Raw genomic sequence first — 16294 nt, 5'->3', positions numbered from 1 at the left:
CCGTCGTACCGATGGGGACCCCCGAAGCCTTCCACATCGTCCGCGCCGCTCATCCCTCCGTCCCGGTCAGCGCCGGGGTCAACTCGGCCCATGGGTTGGGCGGTTCGCCGGTGACCGGCCCGCAGACCGCCGCTCCGCGTTCGTGCGCGGTGCGTACGGCGAGGGGTACGAGGGCCTCGGGTACGCCGTAGACCAGGTGGCAGAACCGGTCGGACGGGTGGCGTGCCGTCCAGGCCGGTCTGGTGAACGCCGAGACGTACGTGGACCAGTGGCCCTCGAATGTGACGGTCAGATCGGCGTGCCGGACATAGCCGGGGGCCGGGTGGACACCCGGGTTCAGGACGACGGTCCCCGCGCCGAGCCGCCGTAGGTCCCGGACCAGGCGCCGGCAGGCCGGCAGGCCCTCCGCGGTGGCGGTGACGCGGTCCAGGAAACAGCCCTCGGCCGCGTACCACTCCTGGTGCCGGCGCATGTCCTCGACGACCTCGGCAGCCCCCCGTACGCCGTAGTCGGTGTCCACGTATCCGAGCAGGCGGGCGCCTGCCGCCCGGAGGGCCCCGGCGGCCGCCGTGAAGGCCGGATCGGGGCCGGCGCCGGGGCCGTTCGCGGGATTCAGGACGACCGCGTACGTACGGGCGGCAGCGGTGATCAGCCGGTGCCAGGCTCCGGGATCCTCGGCCGGGTGGACGTACAGCGGTATCAACAGGCTCATGGCACCCGCCCGTTCCGCGCCGTGGCCGCCCACAGCGCGTCGAGCGCGTCGTCCAGGTCGTGGACGGGCCGCCAGCCGAGGGCGCGGTCGGCGGCCGTGATGTCGGAGCACTGCCACGACACCCGGGCGGAGCGGGTGGAGCCGGCCGTGTGTTCCGTGTTCTCCTCCAGCCGCCCCCGGAAGCCCGCCCGCCGGGCCAGGCCCCGGACCAGCTCCCGTACCGGTACGGCCGTTCCGCCGCCGATGTTGAGAACGGGCGGGAGCGGACCGGGGGTGGTGACCGTGAGGGCGACCGCCCGGGCGAGGTCGCGCACGTCCACGAAGTCGCGGTGGGCGGACAGGTCACCGAGTCGCAGGACCGCCTCGGGATCGCTGCCCGCGCCGCAGAGCTGCGCCGCCATGCGGCCGGGCAGGCTCGCGACGGGTGCTCCTGGGCCGACCGGGTTGCCGACCCGGAGCACCACACCGTCCAGGGCGGCGGAGGTCACCGCGACCGTGCCCGCGAGCTTGGTCACTCCGTACGGGGTGACCGGACTGGCCGGCGTCGACTCGGTCACCGGGGAGTCCGGAACGCCGGGTCCGTACTCGGCGGCCGAGCCGAGGTGTACCAGGCGGGCGACGGGTGCCGCCTCGCGGAGAGCGGCACACAGCACGGCGGGGCCGCGGGCGTTGACCTCGGCGAGGGTCACCCCGTCACCGCCGGTGGCGCCCGCGCAGTTGACCACGGCATCGGGCGCGGCCGCGGCCAGGGTCTTCGCGAGCCGCTCCGGAGGATCCGTGGCGAGGTCGACGCGGAACTCCGCGGCGGAGGTGCGGCCGCCAGCGAGGACCTGCGCGCCGTGCAGGGCGCGCAGCCGCTCGGCGACATGGCGGCCCAGGTATCCGGAGCCGCCGAGGACGAGAATGCGCATGCGGTACTCAGGCTCCCTTGAGCAGAAGCGACTTGCGGGTGGTGAACTCGGCGTTCGCCCGGTCGTAGTCGTCGGGGCGGCCGATGTCCAGCCAGTACCCGTCGAACTCGTAGGCGTGCGGCGGGTTCTCGGCGGCCAGCAGGTCCAGGACCAGTTCGTCGAAGCCCAGCGGAAGGCCCGGCGTGTAGCCGTCGAGGGTCGAGCGGCTGACGCCGTAGACGCCCATGGAGACGCGGTAGTCCATGCTGGGCTTCTCCGTGAAGGCGACGACCTTGCTCGCGTCCGTGGTCAGCACACCGAAGTCGATGTGCACCTTGCGGGCGTACGTCGCGATGGTCAGCGGTGCTCCGGCGGTCTCGTGCCGGCGCAGGACATCGGCGTAGTCGAGGTCGGTGAGCACGTCGCCGTTCATGACCAGGAACCGCTCGGGCAGCCGGTCGCGCAGGGTGAGCAACGGGCCCATGGTGCCCAGGGGGCTGTCCTCGGTGGCGTAGTCCACGGCCATGCCCCACTGGGATCCGTCGCCGACGTAAGCGCGGATGATCTCGCCGAGGTGACCTATCGCGATGGTGCAGCGGGTGAAACCCGCGGACGACAGCTGGCGCAGCACGATCTCCAGGATGGCGTGCTGGTCGCCGATGGGGACGAGCGGCTTGGGCAGCGCGGTGGTGTAGGGCCGCAGCCGGACGCCCTTGCCTCCCGCCAGGATCACTGCGTGCATGGACTCCTCCTTCATGACGTGGGGGACGTGCCCGACGGGGTCAGATGTTGTAGATGCCGGTCTTGTAGCGGGCCAGGTTGGCCGGGTCGCGGAAGAAGTCCACGGTGTGCGCGAGGCCTTGTTCGAGGGTGTGGGCGGGCTGCCAGCCGGTGGCCCCGGCCAGCCGGGTGGCGTCGGCCACGAGCCTCATCACCTCGGAGTTGGCGGGACGGATGCGCTCTGCGTCTTCGCGGACGTCGAGGGCGGTGTCCATGACCTTGCCGATCAGGGCGACGAGGTCGCCGACGGAGATCTCACCGCCTGTACCGGCATTGAAGGTGTGTCCGACGACCTGCTCGGCGGGCGCGGTGCCCACGGCGAGGAACGCCTGCGCGGTGTCCTTGACGAAGGTGAAGTCCCGGGTGGGGCGCAGGTCGCCGAGGGTGAGGGTGCGCTCCCCTGCCGCGACCTGACCGATGACGGTCGGGATGACCGCGCGCATCGACTGGCGCGGCCCGAAGGTGTTGAACGGCCTCAGGGTGACCACGGGTGTGCCGAAGCTGGCATGGTAGCTGTCGGCCAGCCGGTCCCCGCCGGCCTTCGAAGCGGCGTACGGGGACTGGGTGTTGATGGGGTGGTCCTCGGTGATCGGCACGGTCTGCGCGGTGCCGTAGGTCTCGCTGGTGGAGGTGTGCACCAGCCGGGGCGTGCCGAGGGCGCGAACGGCTTCCAGCACATTGAGGGTGCCGGTGACGTTGGTCTCCACGTAGCTGTGCGGCGCCTGGTACGAGTACGGGATCGCGATCAGCGCGGCCAGGTGGTAGGCGACGTCGGCGCCTTCGAGCAGGCCGCGAACCGAGCCGGGGTCGCGGACGTCGCCGAGAACGATCTCCACGTGGTCGAGGACGTCCGGGGCCAGGGTCTCCAGCCAGCCGTAGGAGGAGAAGGAGTTGTACTGGGCCATGGCTCTGACCCGGTGCCCGGAGGCGACCAGGGCCTCGGTGAGATGGGAGCCGATGAAACCTTCGGCTCCGGTGACGGCGGCGAGCGGTGCGGAGGTCAACTCGTGTTTCCTTCCGGTCGGTTGCATGGATGTGGTCGGCGACTCGGTCGCATCAGGCGTGCCGGGCCGGCCGGCCGAGCAGCCGCAGTGTGCAGGCCACCAGGCAGAGCGCGGCGGCGCCGCAGCACAGCGGCAGGGCGAGCGGGCCCGGTGGCAGGTGCAGGAACGCTGCCGTGCAGGCGGCGCCCGCAGCGGTGAGGCAGATCGCGGCCGGCGGCCAGGCGGCCCCGAACGCCTGCAGGAGCAGCGCGGTCCACAGGGTGGCGGCGAGCAGGAGCAGGGCGGCCGGTTCGGCACCGGTGAGAAGCGCCGCGGGCAGCAGCGGGACGAGGTAGGCGAGCAGGCACAGGCCGAGGACGGCGGCGGAGCGCAGCAGGAATCCGGCGGGGGTGGCGGCCCTGCGCAGTGCGGCGACGGACAGGCCGCGGTAGCGGTACAGCAGCCACTCGGCCGGCCCCATGCTGACGGTCAGCACGATCACCGCGTACGGCTCCCGCCGCCCCTCCAGCAGCACCAGCAGGCCGGCGGCAAGGCCGAACAGCCCGTAGGGCAGCGACCACTGCAGGCGGGGCCGTCTGCCGTCCGGTGCGGCCGGTGCGGCGTGGGCGCGGTGCAGGGCGTGACCGGTGACGGCGAGCGTCGCCCCCAGAGCCAGCAGGGGGAGCCCGGCCCGCAGCAGGGGGCCGGGTTCCCACCAGGGCAGTACGGCGGCGCCGGCGATCAGCGGGGTGAGCGCGGCGAGGAGCGGCCGCTCCCGGGCCAACACGAGCAGGACGCCCGCGGCGGCCAGGTACAGCGACTGTGCCGCCGCCGCCAGGATCACCGGGCCGCCGTCGGCGGACGGTACGGCGGCGGCCGTGGCCAGGGCTGCGCCGACAGGCGCCCCGGCCAGCAGGGTGCGGGCCGCTTCCCGGCGGCCGCCGGCCATCCGTAAGTGGGCGCGGTGGCCGAGCGCCTGCCCCCACGCCCAGGAGACGAGTCCCGCGACGATCAGCGCCGTGGCGTGCCGGCCGGGGTGCCACAGCGGGGCGGTGAGCAGGTAGGCGAGCCCCGGCAGGGCGAACAGCACGCCCCGCAGCAGGCAGCGCACGTGGTCGGGGCGCCAGGGGTCGGCCGCTCGCGCCGGCTCCGGGAAGGCTCTGGGTACCTGCTCGTACAGGGCGGTGGCGAGCGAGAACAGGCTGGGGTGGCCGTACCGTTCCCTGATCAGATCGGCGGACATGCCCTCGGCCTCCAGCAGGGCGGCCACCTCGTACGGGTGGACGGCCGGACCGATGCAGTCGGCGAGTTCGGCGGCGAGCCGGCTGACCGCCTCCTCGTCCGGGCCGTGTCCGGGCAGCCGGAGGGCGAGCGTGTGGTCGTCCCCGCGACGGCCGCGCACAGGGGTCCCCGCCAGCCGGAGCGCCAGCGTGTCCTGTTCCGTTCCGCCCGGTTCGAGCGCCATCGGCCCGCTCATCCGGTCAGGCTCCCGGCGTCGGCCCGGGTGTCCTCGGGCAGTGCGGGCGCCGGGACCAACGGCTGTGCGAGCGTGGGTAGTTCGAGGTAGATGGCGCGGAAGGTGTCGATCGTCTGGCGCAGGGTGAACTGCTCGATCACGCGCAGCCGTGCCGCCTCCCCCATCGCCCGGCGGCGGCCGGCGTCGGCGAGCAGGTCAAGCACGGCCGCGGCCATGGCGGCCGGGTCGCGCGGCGGGACGACGAGCCCGGTGTCGCCGACAGCCTCCCGTACACCGCCGACGTCGGTGGAGACGGTCGCCCGGCCGCAGGACATGGCCTCGATGAGGGTGAACGGGAAGCCCTCGCTGATGCTGGAGAGCATCACCACGCTGCCGGCCGCGTAGGCGTCCTTGATGTCGTCGACCCGGCCCTCGAAGGTGACGGCGTCCGCGTGTCCGAGTTCGGCCGCGAGCGCCTCGCACCGCTCCCGATAGGCCTCTCCGCCCCGGGGCGTGCCGCCGAACAGGCGCAGTCCGGCTTCGGGTATTCGCTCTCTGACCAGGGCGAAGGCACGTATGAGGGTCTCCAGGTCCTTGATGGGGTCGACACGGCCCGCCCAGCTCAGGGTGGGTGCGTCGGGCTCGGGTCCGGCCGGCGGGAAGGCGGCGGGGTCCACGCCGTTGTAGACGGTGCGGATCGACTCCGGTGCGGCGCCGCCCTGTTCCTCCCACAGCCGGTTGTAGCGGTTGCCCGGGGTGATCAGGGCGGCCCGCCGGTAGCTCTCCTCGGCGAGCAGCCGGAAGAAGCCGAGCACGACGGCCTTCACCGGCCAGCGGTAGGGCGCGGTGCGGTAGCCGAGGTAGCGTTCGCGCAGGTAGACGCCGTGTTCGGTGAGCAGCAGCGGGACGTCGTAGCGCTCCAGACCGGCCAGGCCCGGCAGCACGGCGACGCCGCCGCTGACCGCGTGGGCGACACCGTCCCGGGGCGGTGGGGCGGCCAGGGGGCGCAGGGCGTGTTCGAGCAGGGCGGTCGCGGTGACCGCGTCGTGCAGGGTGGGGCGGGCCTCGTGGACGGCGAGTCCGGGACGGTTCCACACCGCGGCGAGGATGGCGATCGCCCGGTCGCCGCGCAGGAACGGGCTCAGGGTGCCGTCCGCCGCGGCCCGCGCCATCGTGTACAGGGCGGGTGCGAAGCCGTCCTCCGCGCGCGGGTCGAGCAGCGCGGTGAGGAACCGTTCGTAGGCGGCCGCGAGTTGGTTGCGGGCGCGGCCCCGGGGCGGACGGCCCTCGGGCGGGGCGCCCCACATCGGGACGGACCGCACGCTGCTGACGTGCGCCGGCAGGTCCCAGACGACGGGTTCACGTCCGGTGCCGGTGACGGCTATGACGTCGAAGTCGAGGTCGGGCATGCCCTGGACGAGTTGATCGCACCAGACGCTGACGCCGCCATGGCTGTGCGGGTAGGTGCCTTCGGTGAGCAGGGTGACGCGCGTCGCTCGGGGGCTGCGCGCGCCGTGGTGAACGTGCATCGATGTGCTCCACGGCCGAGGTGTGGGGTGGTCGTGCCGGTCCCGGCCGCCCACTGGCGGCCGGGACCTCGGCGGTGCGCCGTTCAGTTGTCCGGGGAGTACGGGACCTGCTCGGTCACGCCCGCCGGGACCTTGGCGTGCGGGGCGGGGCCGGTGGCCGGGGCCTTGCCGGCCGCTGCCGCGGCGGGAGCCGTGGTGGACGACGGCAGGGTGAAGGCGAGCGCGCTGCCGGAGGAGGCCGTCCAGCCGGACGCCTCGCCCGCGTACGCGCTGCCGAAGGCGTCGCCGCCGAGGGTGGTGCCGGTGGGCAGGGTCGCGGTGACGGCGACACCGTCCGGCGCCTGTACGGTCACGGCGTCGCCGACGCGATAGCCGGTGACCTGACCGGCGTTCACGGCGGCCTTCCAGGCGGCACGGCGCTGCAGTTCGGTGCCGATGTCCCTCATTCGCAGGTTCACCAGCGGGGTGTTGTCCGCGAAGAGCGCATCGTAGCCGTCGAGTACGCCGTTCAGGACGGGATAGGCGATGCGGTCCTCGGCGAGGTTGGACTGGTGGATGAAGTGCGGCTTCGGGTCGTTGGACAGGACGTGGCCGAGGGCGATGCGGGTCTCCAGCGGCACGATGTAGTCGCCGTAGCCGGTGGTGGTGTTCAGCGGCGCGGCGAGACAGGTGGTGGTGGCGGGGTTGTCCTCGCAGATCCCGCTGCCGCCCTGGGCACGACCGGTGTAGATCCAGTTGTACTCGTCGACCTGCTCGGCGGCCCGGCCCGCGTTGTAGAAGACGTTCATCGGGTAGCGCGAGACGGTCGTGGCGGGGCCGACCTTGCGCTGCTCGTGGTCACGGGAGTTGTCGGAGGCGAGCCAGTCGATCCCGTTGTCGGCGAGGGCCGGGGCCAGATTGGGGTTGTCGTCGGGCTGCTGCGGCAGAAGCTTGAGGCCCGAGTGCTCCCCGGTGACCAACTCGTCGGTCTGCAGCGGCAGTCCGTTGACCTGTCCCCAGGCCCGGTTGGTGGCGATCTCGTAGTCGATGGTGCTCCGGCCGACCCATTTGGTGCTGCCGTCGGCGTTGGTCTCGCACGTCCAGGGGACCACGGTCGTGTTCTGCTCGCAGCCGAGGAAGGCGTGTGTGTAGGTGTGATTGACCCAGCGGAACTGGTTCCGGTCGGCGATGAGCTTGTCGGCGAGCTGGTCGACACCGTTGTTGTCCTCGCGCTGGTCGACGCTGCCGGCGCCGTTGTAGACCAGGTCGAGGGTGAAGTGGTGGCTGCTCTGCCAGGAGGTCGCGTAGTCGACGTCGGACGGGTTCATGCGGATCGGGCTGGGCGTGCCGGCCCCGTTGGTGCAGTCGACGTCGCCGGGCGTGCAGTTGAGCTGGGTGTCCCAGCGGTCGTCGGCGGCGAACACGTCGTCCACGTGCACGGCGAAGTAGTTGCGGGCGGCGCCGAGGTGCACGCCGCCGGTCATCCACTCCACGATGCCGCGCGCCAGCAGCCGGAACTGCTGCTGGTACTGGTTGTAGACGAAGGTGACGACCAGCTCGCGCCGCCCGTCGTGCCGGTACTCACCGACCAGCGAGCCCTGCTTCGATGTGCCCGGGATGGGTGCCTGGACGAAGGGAGTGAAGTCGGCGCCGGCTGCGGGCGACGACAGATAGGCGTAACTCTCGCCGACGGAAGGCGAGTTGTCCTCGAAGGGCACCGCGCCGTCGAGGTAGCCGAAGGGGCCGGCCTTTCCGGCAGCGGTCACCTGGGCCTGGACGCCGTCGATGCTGCCCGAGTAGCCGCCGGCGACGGGGTACTGCAGGCCTGCTTCGGGGCGGGCGTAGGTGTAGGCGTCGACCTGGGGGACGGCGTAGGTCCGCTCGTAGGAGGTGAGCGCGGCCATCTCGGCGGAGCCGGAGGCGAACGGGTTGTCGTTGGGCAGGACGACGGCCTGGTACTTGGCGCGGGGTCGTCCGTCGACGGTGTCGGCGAGGAAGGCTGCGTCGATGGTGGGCCGCCCGGACCGGGTGAGGTCGACCTCGGTGTACGGCGTTCCGGCGGCATCGAGTTCGGCGGCGATGGCGTCGGTGGCCGGTCCACCGTCGCTGACCACCAGGATTCTCAGGTCGATGCGAGGCGCCGTGCTGTCGGCCTGGGCCGCGCCGGACGGCAGTCCGAGCGCGGCGATGAGCGCGCCCACCGTCACTGCGGTGGTGCGTATGGTCCGCTTCATGCGGTGAAGTCCCCTCCCCGGGCAGGGGTGAGCACGGCTCCCATGGAGCGGACGCACCCCCTCGCGTGACGCCGGCATCCCCCTCAGAAGCCGGTCGTCGACGCATCCGTCGCGTCACATGGTGATGGCTGTGTGTAGCTTTTGTGGTCAAGTTACGAAACCTGACGGAAAAGTGCAGGTGTCCAGCGGCTCGTCGGGGAACCCGCTGGAGCGCTTTCCCGTCGTCACCGTGCGGGGGACCGAGGCGACCCGGCGTCCAACGTGTGCTGGTCCGGGCCCTGGACGACGCACCGGCGGGCCGTGGTGGCCCGCCGGGCGAAGTGCCAGTGGTCCAGACCGGGCGAGTACCTGTCCGGAGTGTCCGTTTCAAGTCACCCGCATTGTCGATCCAGTTGGTCCGTCAGGCGCAGAGCACGCGCGTCTCGGGCGTGTAGACGGGTCCTCCGCTGGCGTTGCTGCTGTCGCTGAACTCGGCGTAGTAGTACGAGTAGAAGCCGATGTTGCCGTTGCAGCCGGAGTCGGCGGCGACCTGCAGGGTCAGGGTGACGGTGCGGCTCTGGCCGGGCGGGATGGTGGCGCCGTAGTTGCCGCCGAGGTTGGCCGGGCCCGTGCCGGAGCAGGCGGTGCTGCCACTGGCCGTGGCCAGACTGCAGCCGGTGAAGCTGTACTTCAGGTCGGGGCGCTGGGTGGTCAGCCAGGTCGGGTCGATGGTCTGGTACACGAACCAGATGTCGTAGGTCTTGTTGTTGGTGATGGTCATCGACAGGTTCACCGTGCCGCCGGGCGTGGTGGTGGCACTGTCGGCGCTGAAGGTCAGCGCGGCCGGCGCGGGGTCGGCGGCACTGGCGCTCGGCGCGAGGCCGAAGACGGCGAGGAGGAACGCGAGGACGGCGGTGAGACCGAGGCGTCTCATCAGAGGTGATCGCATGGCCCGGGAGGCTAGGCACGGGGCACGTGCGGCGTCTGCCCCGCCGGAGGCGCATCGCACGCCGATCGGCTGAAAGTGTGTGTTCCGTGAAAGCGATGCGATGAACCTGTGACGAAGCGTCCCGGGCCGTATACGTGCACGGTCCGGGCAGGTGACTGGAGTGGCCCGCGGGCCGCGGCGGAACAGTGATGCGGCCGGGCGGTATTGGCGAGTACGAGCCCTGGACGACAGTGCGGAATGCGGGACACCGCTTGTGTTCTGGGGAGCTTCTCGGCCAAACGACGAGTTCCGGCCGGGCGTTGCTCCTCCGACTCACGCCCGGACACGACTCCCCGGGGAAGCCCGAGGATTCCCGGACCGGCCTCGGCGTCCTCGAGGACGCCGAGGGACACGGTGGACGCGTCAGGGCGATGTCAGCGGGTCCTGCCACTGTTGTTCCCGTGAACGGCACGGGAATCCGGAAGCCGGACACAGGGAGAGGTGCCCGGAGTGGTTGATCGGGGACCAGCGAGCACGCCTCAAGGTCGGGCCCCCCGGGGCCCACGCAGGTTCGAATCCTGCCCTCTCCGCTCGTCGCCCGGTGCGCGCGGGTGCTCCGCTGCCGGATCGCGCACCCGGATGCCCCGCCCGCACGGGGACGAATGTTCCTTCCCGCTTCTGGTCGGCGACACCTACCGGACGGTATACAGGCCCAGTTGAACGCGCGGACGGCCGCTCGGTGAGGGCTCCGTGCGAAGTCCCGGCCTCAGGGGGAGGATTCCATGGCGAACGACACGCGGGTGGCAGACGGGGCGAGAGGCCGGCGGCGGGCGGCGGTGGCGGGTGCGGTGCTCGGGGGCTGCGCCCTCGTCGCGGCCTCCACGACACCGGCCGCCGCGCACCCCGCCGGACACGGCCGCGATCTCACCTACGTCTCCCTCGGGGACTCCTACACCTCGGGCCCGCTCGTCCCGCGCCAGGTGGACACCAACTGTGCCCGCTCCGACCACAACTACCCGTCGCTCGTGGCGGCACAGCGCCGGGCTGCCGCGTTCAAGGACGTCAGCTGCTCCGGGGCCACGACGAACGAGATGTGGAAGCCGCAGGGCAGCAACGGCCCCCAACTCGACGCGCTGGGCCGGGACACCGACCTCGTGACGGTACAGATCGGCGGCAACGACGTCGGCTTCGGCTCGATCATCGGCACCTGCGCCCGCCTGGCCGCCCAGGATCCGACGGGCAACCCCTGCGAGCGTTCCTACAAGGCCTCGGGCTACGACAAGTTGGCGCTCACCGTCCTGGAGACCGCGCCGAAGATCGACCGGGTGCTGCGGGCCGTGCATGCCCGCGCGCCGCACGCGCGGGTGCTCCTCGTCGGCTACCCGGACCTCCTGCCGGACGACGGCAGCGGCTGCTTCCCCACCGTGCCGTTCGCACAGCGGGACTTCCCCTATCTGCGGGACACCGAGAAGCGCCTCAACCTGATGCTGCGCCTGGTGGCCGCCTGGAACCGGGCCGAGTACGTCGACACCTACGGCTCCACGGTCGGCCACGACATGTGCAAGGCGCCCGCGGACCGCTGGATCGAGCCGCTGCAGCCGGCCTCGCCCGCGGCCCCCGCACACCCGAACGCCAAGGGCGAGGCCGCCATGGCGCAGGCCGTGCTGGACAGGCTGGAGTGGGGGCGCGGAGGCAAGTGAGCGGACGCGACTGAGCGGACGCAAGTGAGCGGGCACGGCTGAGCGGCCGCGCCTGGTGCCCGCAGCTGTGCGGCCGGGGCGCCGGCCTCCGCGCACGGGTCCGGAGGCCGCCGCCGTGCGGATCGGGAGCTCAGCCGCCGAGCGCCGCCAGGACCACGCCCTTGGCCTCCTCCTGCACCCGGGCGAGGTGGTCGGGGCCGAGGAACGACTCGGCGTAGACCTTGTAGACGTCCTCGGTTCCCGAAGGTCGGGCCGCGAACCAGGCGTTGTCGGTGGTGACCTTGATCCCGCCGATGGCGGCACCGTTGCCCGGCGCCTCGGTCAGGACGCCGGTGACCGCCTCTCCCGCGAGGGTGTCGGCGGTGACTTGCGCCGGGGACAGCTTCGCCAGCAGGGCTTTCTGCTCGCGGGTGGCGGGGGCGTCGATGCGGGCGTAGGCGGGTTCGCCGAAGCGGCCGGTCAGGTCGGCATAGTGCTGCGACGGGGTCCTGTCCGTGACCGCCGTGATCTCGGAGGCGAGCAGCGCCAGGAGGATGCCGTCCTTGTCGGTGGTCCACACGGAACCGTCCCGGCGCAGGAAGGACGCGCCGGCCGACTCCTCGCCGCCGAACCCGAGGGTGCCGCGGGCCAGTCCGTCCACGAACCACTTGAACCCGACCGGCACCTCGACCAGTCGACGGTTCAGGTCGGCGGCGACGCGGTCGATCATCGTGGAGGAGACGAGCGTCTTGCCGATGCCGGCGTCGGCGGGCCACTGCTCGCGGTGCCGGTAGAGGTAGGAGATGGCGACCGCGAGGTAGTGGTTGGGGTTCATCAGGCCCGCGTCCGGGGTGACGATGCCGTGCCGGTCGGCGTCGGCGTCGTTGCCCGTGGCGATGCGGAAGCGGTCGCGCTGCTCGATGAGGGAGGCCATCGCGTAGGGCGAGGAGCAGTCCATGCGGATCTGGCCGTCCCAGTCCAGAGTCATGAATCGCCAGGTGGGGTCGGTGTGCGGGTTGACCACGGTCAGGTCGATGCCGTGCTCCTCGGCGATGCGGCCCCAGTAGGCGACGGAAGCCCCGCCGAGCGGGTCGGCGCCGATGCGCACCCCGGCCGCGCGGACCGCGTCGAGGTCCAGGACGCTCGGCAGGTCGCCGACGTAGGCGCCCAGGAAGTCGTAGCGCTGGGTCGTGTCCGCGGCGAGCGCCCGGGTGTACGGGAGCCGCTGAACGTCCTTGAGACCGCCCGCGATGATCTGGTTGGCCCGGTCCTGGATCCAGGAGGTGGCCTCGGATGCCGCCGGGCCGCCGCTGGGCGGGTTGTACTTGAAGCCGCCGTCGGCGGGCGGGTTGTGCGACGGGGTGACGACCACACCGTCGGCGAGGCCCGAGGTGCGGCCCCGGTTGTGGGTGAGGACGGCGTGCGAGACGGCGGGGGTCGGGGTGTAGCCGTCCGCGCTGTCGACGAGCACGGTCACGTCATTGGCTGCGAACACCTCCAGGGCGGTGGCCTTCGCGGGCTCGGACAGGGCGTGCGTGTCGGCGCCCAGGAACAGGGGACCGTCCACTCCCTGGTCCGCTCGGTACTCGCAGATGGCCTGGCTGGTGGCGGCGATGTGGTCTTCGTTGAAGGCGGTCGCCAGGGACGAACCCCGGTGCCCCGACGTGCCGAACGCCACCCGCTGGCCCGGGTCGCCCGGGTCGGGGTGCAGCGCGTAGTACGCCGTGACCAGCCGGGCCACGTCGACAAGGTCCTCGGGACCGGCCGGCCGACCGGCTCGCTCGTGCGGCATGGGTCCGCTCCTCCGCATCGGTGTGTTCGATCGCTGGAGCCCATCTTTCCTCGTCAGGGGATCGGCGTGCGAGTGCGCCACCGGCGCGGAGGACGGACCGGGGCCGTCTGCCCTATGATCCGCCTCTCCCACCATCGTTTCCGCGCCACGCTGTCGCGTGCCGCCGCCGACAGGCAGGAGCCCTTCGTGTCCAGACCCATCGCCAAGGCCCCGTGGCCGTTCGCCCGTTGCGCCCAGGCCGCCGTGGCAGCGGCAGCCGTGGCGGAGGTCTGCCGGGCGGCGACCGTGCGGGCGCACCGCCTTCATCCCGAGGACACGTCCTTGAGCGTGTCGGGGCGTGCGTCGATGGTGAGCGTGTATGTGATGACGGCCGCGGTCGTGCTGTTCCTGGTCTGGTTCACCCGGTGCCGGCGCAACGCCCGACTCCTCTCCCCCGAGCCCCTGCCGGGCTCCGCCCCCTGGGCCGTGTTCTCCTGGCTGGTCCCGGTGGTGAACCTCTGGGTGCCGCGCGGGCTGGTCCTCGACATGCACCGGGCGAGCGGCCCCGGTACGACCGAGGGACGTGACAGGGTCCTGGTGAACGCCTGGTGGGCGGCCTGGGTCGGGCGCGCGTTGGTCGTCACCATGGGCACCCAGCTGGGCCGGGGGACTTCGCTCGGCCTCCTTCTCGTGGCCGAGGTTCTCAACCTGGCCGCGGCCGCACTGGCGATCGCCGTGATCCAGCGGGTCACGGCACGGCAGGCCACAGCGCTCACGGCGGCGCTCCCCGTCCCGGGCGCCGTGGACCTGCCGCGGATCTCGTAGGGCCGGTCCGTCAGCCGATGTGGTAGCTGTCCCCGTACACCTTCCAGTCCAGCGGTGTGTTCAGGTCGAGATTGCCCTTGCGCAGGAAGACCCGCTGTTCGGTGTCGACCCTGCTGGTGTCGCTGTGGGCCTCCTCCTGCTTCATGGCCCACACCCGGGCGTCGAGGAAGGCGTTGAGGTACGTCGTCTCGTTGCCGCCCTGCGCCGGCGGCTTGGCGCTGCGCAGGGCCCGCTTGCGGATGTTGGAGAAGCTGGTGGGGTCGTCGCCGTCGCCGTGCATGACGATGGCGTCGTAGTAGATGAACTGGCCGAGCGTGCGCAGCCCGTCCGTCCTGCCCTGGGCGACCGCGGGGTTGAAGTAGACGCGGTCGCGTTCGTCGTTCTGCGCCTGCTGGAACGCGGTGTCCTGGGCGGCCTTGCGCCAGTCCTTGGGGTAGTTGGGGTCCAGGCCGCTGTGCGAGTCGCTGCCGTTGACCCGGCGCAGGGCCGGCAGGTACTTGGCCAGGACGTTGCCGGGCTTGCGGTCGGTGTAGAGCTGCACGAGGTCGAGCATGTCGCCGGTGCCGGAGCAGAAGCCGATGATGCCGGCGGTGTAGCCCCGCCCGTCGCCGATGTCCTCGATGTACTTGTACTGGGCCTTCCAGTCGAGCGAGGAGTTCTCCGCGCTCGAGACCAGCTGCATGGCGATCTCCTTCTTCGCCGGGTCGTCGAGGCCGGTCGCGGCTGCCGGTGCCGCCGCGACACGCTGGGCGCCGAGCAGGGCTCCGGAGGCGACGGCGCCGAGCACGGCGACGACGGTCCGGCGGGAGAGGTGGGCGGAGGCTGCTGACTCGCGGTCTGTGTGCACCACAGGGACTCCAAGGAGGGGTGGGGGGTGGGGAGTTGGTCCGTACCGCACTGGTAGGAAAGTTTCCTATCAAACACGGGAGAGGGCGGTAACCCGTCCCGCGAGAAGTTCGTAGGATCGAACAGTGCGGCGTCCGCCCCCGGGGAGGGAGTCACCCGTGGGGCGTCTTCGTCCGCTCCCGGGCGTACAGCTCCTTCGACGTGGTGATCAGCTCACGCAGTTCCTCCTGCGAACCGACCATCGGCCGCGAGCCGTTCAGCGGCACCTGGGCGCTCTCCGGCAGGAACTTCACCGTCAGGAGCCCGACGACCCCGGCCAGCATCAGGTAGTAGGCCGGCATCAGGTCGTCACCGGTGGCGTCGACCAGCGCGGCGGTGACCAGCGGCGTGGTGCCGCCGAACGCGGCGACGGCGAAGTTGAAGCCGATCCCCATGGCCGCGTAGCGGACGGCCGTCGGGAACAGCGCGGGCAATGTGGCCGCGCTCGGTGCGGCGAAGCAGGCCAGCAGGGTGGACAGCAGCAGCACCCCGAGAATCGACAGCCAGGTCCCCTCCGCCTTGATCAGCAGGAAGGCGGGGACGGACAGCACGATCATGGCGGCCCCGGCGACCGCGTAGACCGGCCGCCGGCCGACCCGGTCGCTGAGCCGGCCCAGGAAGGTGATCAGCAGGACGATCCACACCATGCCGATCAGCACCAGGACGTCGGCGGAGCCGCTGGAGCGGTGGAGCGTCTCGGTCTGATAGGTCGGCAGATAGCCGGTGACCATGTAGTTGGTGACGTTGTAGAGCAGCACCAGGCCCATACAGACCAGCAGCCCCCGCCAGTGGTTTGTGATGATGTCCTTGATCTCGCTGCCCGCCGACTGCTGCGCCAGGCTCTTCTCGTGTTCGTCCAGTTGCTGCCGGAAAGCCGGGGACTCCTCCAGCTTGAACCGCATGTACAGACCGATCACCCCGAGCGGGCCGGCGATCAGGAACGGGATCCGCCAGCCCCAGGAGAGCATCTGGGGATCGGTCAGCAGCAGGTTGAGCACGGTGACCAGGGCCGAGCCGAGGGCGTAGCCGACGAAGGTGCCGAAGTCCAGCCAGCTGGAGAGGAAGCCCCGCCTGCGGTCGGGCGAGTACTCGGCGACGAACGTGGTGGCCCCGCCGTACTCCCCGCCGGTCGAGAAGCCCTGGACCATACGGGCCAGCAGGAGCAGCGCGGGCGCGGCGATGCCGATCGTGGCGTAGCCGGGAATGACACCGATGGCGAAGGTGCCGATCGCCATCATGATCATGGTGGTGGCAAGCACTTTCTGCCGCCCGATCCGGTCACCGAGCGGCCCGAAGACCAGGCCGCCGAGCGGTCGTACGACGAAAGCGGCGGCGAAGGTCGCGAAGGAGGAGATCACCTGGGCGGCCGGGGAGGCGCCGGGGAAGAACACCTTGCCGATGGTGGCGGCGAGGTAGCTGTAGACGCCGAAGTCGAACCACTCCATGCAGTTGCCCAGTGCGGAGGCGCCCACGGCGCGCTTGAGCAGTGGAGGCTCGACGACCTGGACGTCGTCCTTGCGGAAGGCCCGCCGGTTGCGGCGGAGCCTGCGGGTCAGATCCTCCCGGACCTGCCGCGGCAGGTCCGCCCCCGCCACCGGAGTCCCCCGCCGCGTCCCGACCAGCCCTTCCCCCCCGGGCATCGCCCCGCACACCGGCGCCACCAT

13 protein-coding genes and 1 pseudogene are annotated in these 16294 nt (G+C 71.8%); 3 read left to right on the top strand and 11 right to left on the bottom strand.

The features are described from left to right. Window positions 1–49 precede the first annotated feature (49 nt). The 8 genes from ACIRU3_RS18730 to ACIRU3_RS18695 form a co-directional block, all read right to left on the bottom strand. Window positions 50–712 (bottom strand): spherulation-specific family 4 protein, encoded by a 663-nt coding sequence (locus ACIRU3_RS18730; RefSeq protein ID WP_404057448.1) that lies wholly within the window; start codon window positions 710–712, stop codon window positions 50–52. Beyond that, window positions 709–1623 carry an NAD-dependent epimerase/dehydratase family protein gene (locus tag ACIRU3_RS18725; RefSeq protein WP_404057446.1) on the bottom strand — a complete coding sequence of 305 codons (915 nt, stop codon included), beginning with the start codon at window positions 1621–1623 and terminating at the stop codon, window positions 709–711. Before ACIRU3_RS18725 ends, ACIRU3_RS18730 begins: the two co-directional genes overlap by 4 nt. 7 nt (window positions 1624–1630) lie before the next feature. Next, on the bottom strand, window positions 1631–2344 hold the full coding sequence (locus ACIRU3_RS18720) for an NDP-sugar synthase (RefSeq protein WP_404057444.1): 714 nt from the start codon (window positions 2342–2344) through the stop codon (window positions 1631–1633). Between the two features lie 40 nt (window positions 2345–2384). Beyond that, complete coding sequence (locus tag ACIRU3_RS18715) at window positions 2385–3386, bottom strand: GDP-mannose 4,6-dehydratase (RefSeq protein ID WP_404057442.1); 1002 nt, start codon at window positions 3384–3386, stop codon at window positions 2385–2387. 52 nt (window positions 3387–3438) lie between these two features. Further along, window positions 3439–4842 carry a hypothetical protein gene (locus ACIRU3_RS18710; RefSeq protein ID WP_404057440.1) on the bottom strand — a complete coding sequence of 468 codons (1404 nt, stop codon included), beginning with the start codon at window positions 4840–4842 and terminating at the stop codon, window positions 3439–3441. Next, complete coding sequence (pelF, locus tag ACIRU3_RS18705) at window positions 4839–6350, bottom strand: GT4 family glycosyltransferase PelF (protein WP_404057438.1); 1512 nt, start codon at window positions 6348–6350, stop codon at window positions 4839–4841. The genes ACIRU3_RS18710 and pelF overlap by 4 nt, the downstream gene beginning before the upstream one ends. Before the next feature lie 83 nt (window positions 6351–6433). Further along, the gene (locus ACIRU3_RS18700) at window positions 6434–8563 is read right to left on the bottom strand and encodes a hypothetical protein (protein WP_404057436.1); all 2130 of its coding nucleotides are present in this window, start codon (window positions 8561–8563) and stop codon (window positions 6434–6436) included. 400 nt (window positions 8564–8963) lie between these two features. Continuing rightward, complete coding sequence (locus ACIRU3_RS18695; protein WP_404057434.1) at window positions 8964–9491, bottom strand: hypothetical protein; 528 nt, start codon at window positions 9489–9491, stop codon at window positions 8964–8966. 474 nt (window positions 9492–9965) lie between these two features. Between ACIRU3_RS18695 and ACIRU3_RS18690 the strand changes: the two are divergent. After that, window positions 9966–10060: pseudogene (locus ACIRU3_RS18690) on the top strand. A 192-nt stretch (window positions 10061–10252) separates the two neighbouring features. Beyond that, entirely contained in the window at window positions 10253–11170 is a 918-nt protein-coding gene (locus ACIRU3_RS18685; RefSeq protein ID WP_404057432.1) for an SGNH/GDSL hydrolase family protein, read from the top strand. Between the two features lie 130 nt (window positions 11171–11300). Here ACIRU3_RS18685 and pgm read toward each other — a convergent pair whose 3' ends face one another. Beyond that, window positions 11301–12941: a phosphoglucomutase (alpha-D-glucose-1,6-bisphosphate-dependent) gene (gene pgm / locus ACIRU3_RS18680; RefSeq protein ID WP_404057430.1), complete on the bottom strand. Its 1641-nt coding sequence runs from the start codon at window positions 12939–12941 to the stop codon at window positions 11301–11303. 186 nt (window positions 12942–13127) lie between these two features. Here pgm and ACIRU3_RS18675 point away from each other — a divergent pair, with 186 nt between their 5' ends. Continuing rightward, window positions 13128–13745, top strand: coding sequence for a DUF4328 domain-containing protein (locus ACIRU3_RS18675; protein WP_404057428.1), 618 nt, complete (start codon window positions 13128–13130; stop codon window positions 13743–13745). 10 nt (window positions 13746–13755) lie between these two features. Here ACIRU3_RS18675 and ACIRU3_RS18670 read toward each other — a convergent pair whose 3' ends face one another. Together ACIRU3_RS18670 and ACIRU3_RS18665 are read right to left on the bottom strand one after the other, a co-directional pair. Further along, window positions 13756–14595, bottom strand: a complete 840-nt coding sequence (locus tag ACIRU3_RS18670; RefSeq protein ID WP_404057426.1) for a chitosanase — start codon at window positions 14593–14595, stop codon at window positions 13756–13758. A gap of 148 nt (window positions 14596–14743) precedes the next feature. Next, on the bottom strand, window positions 14744–16270 hold the full coding sequence (locus tag ACIRU3_RS18665; protein WP_404057904.1) for an MFS transporter: 1527 nt from the start codon (window positions 16268–16270) through the stop codon (window positions 14744–14746). Between the last annotated feature and the right edge of the window lie 24 nt (window positions 16271–16294).

It is taken from the genome of Streptomyces sp. NPDC101151 (genome assembly GCF_044768335.1).
Taxonomy (GTDB): domain Bacteria; phylum Actinomycetota; class Actinomycetes; order Streptomycetales; family Streptomycetaceae; genus Streptomyces.
This window is presented reverse-complemented; position numbering and strand designations above follow the sequence as displayed.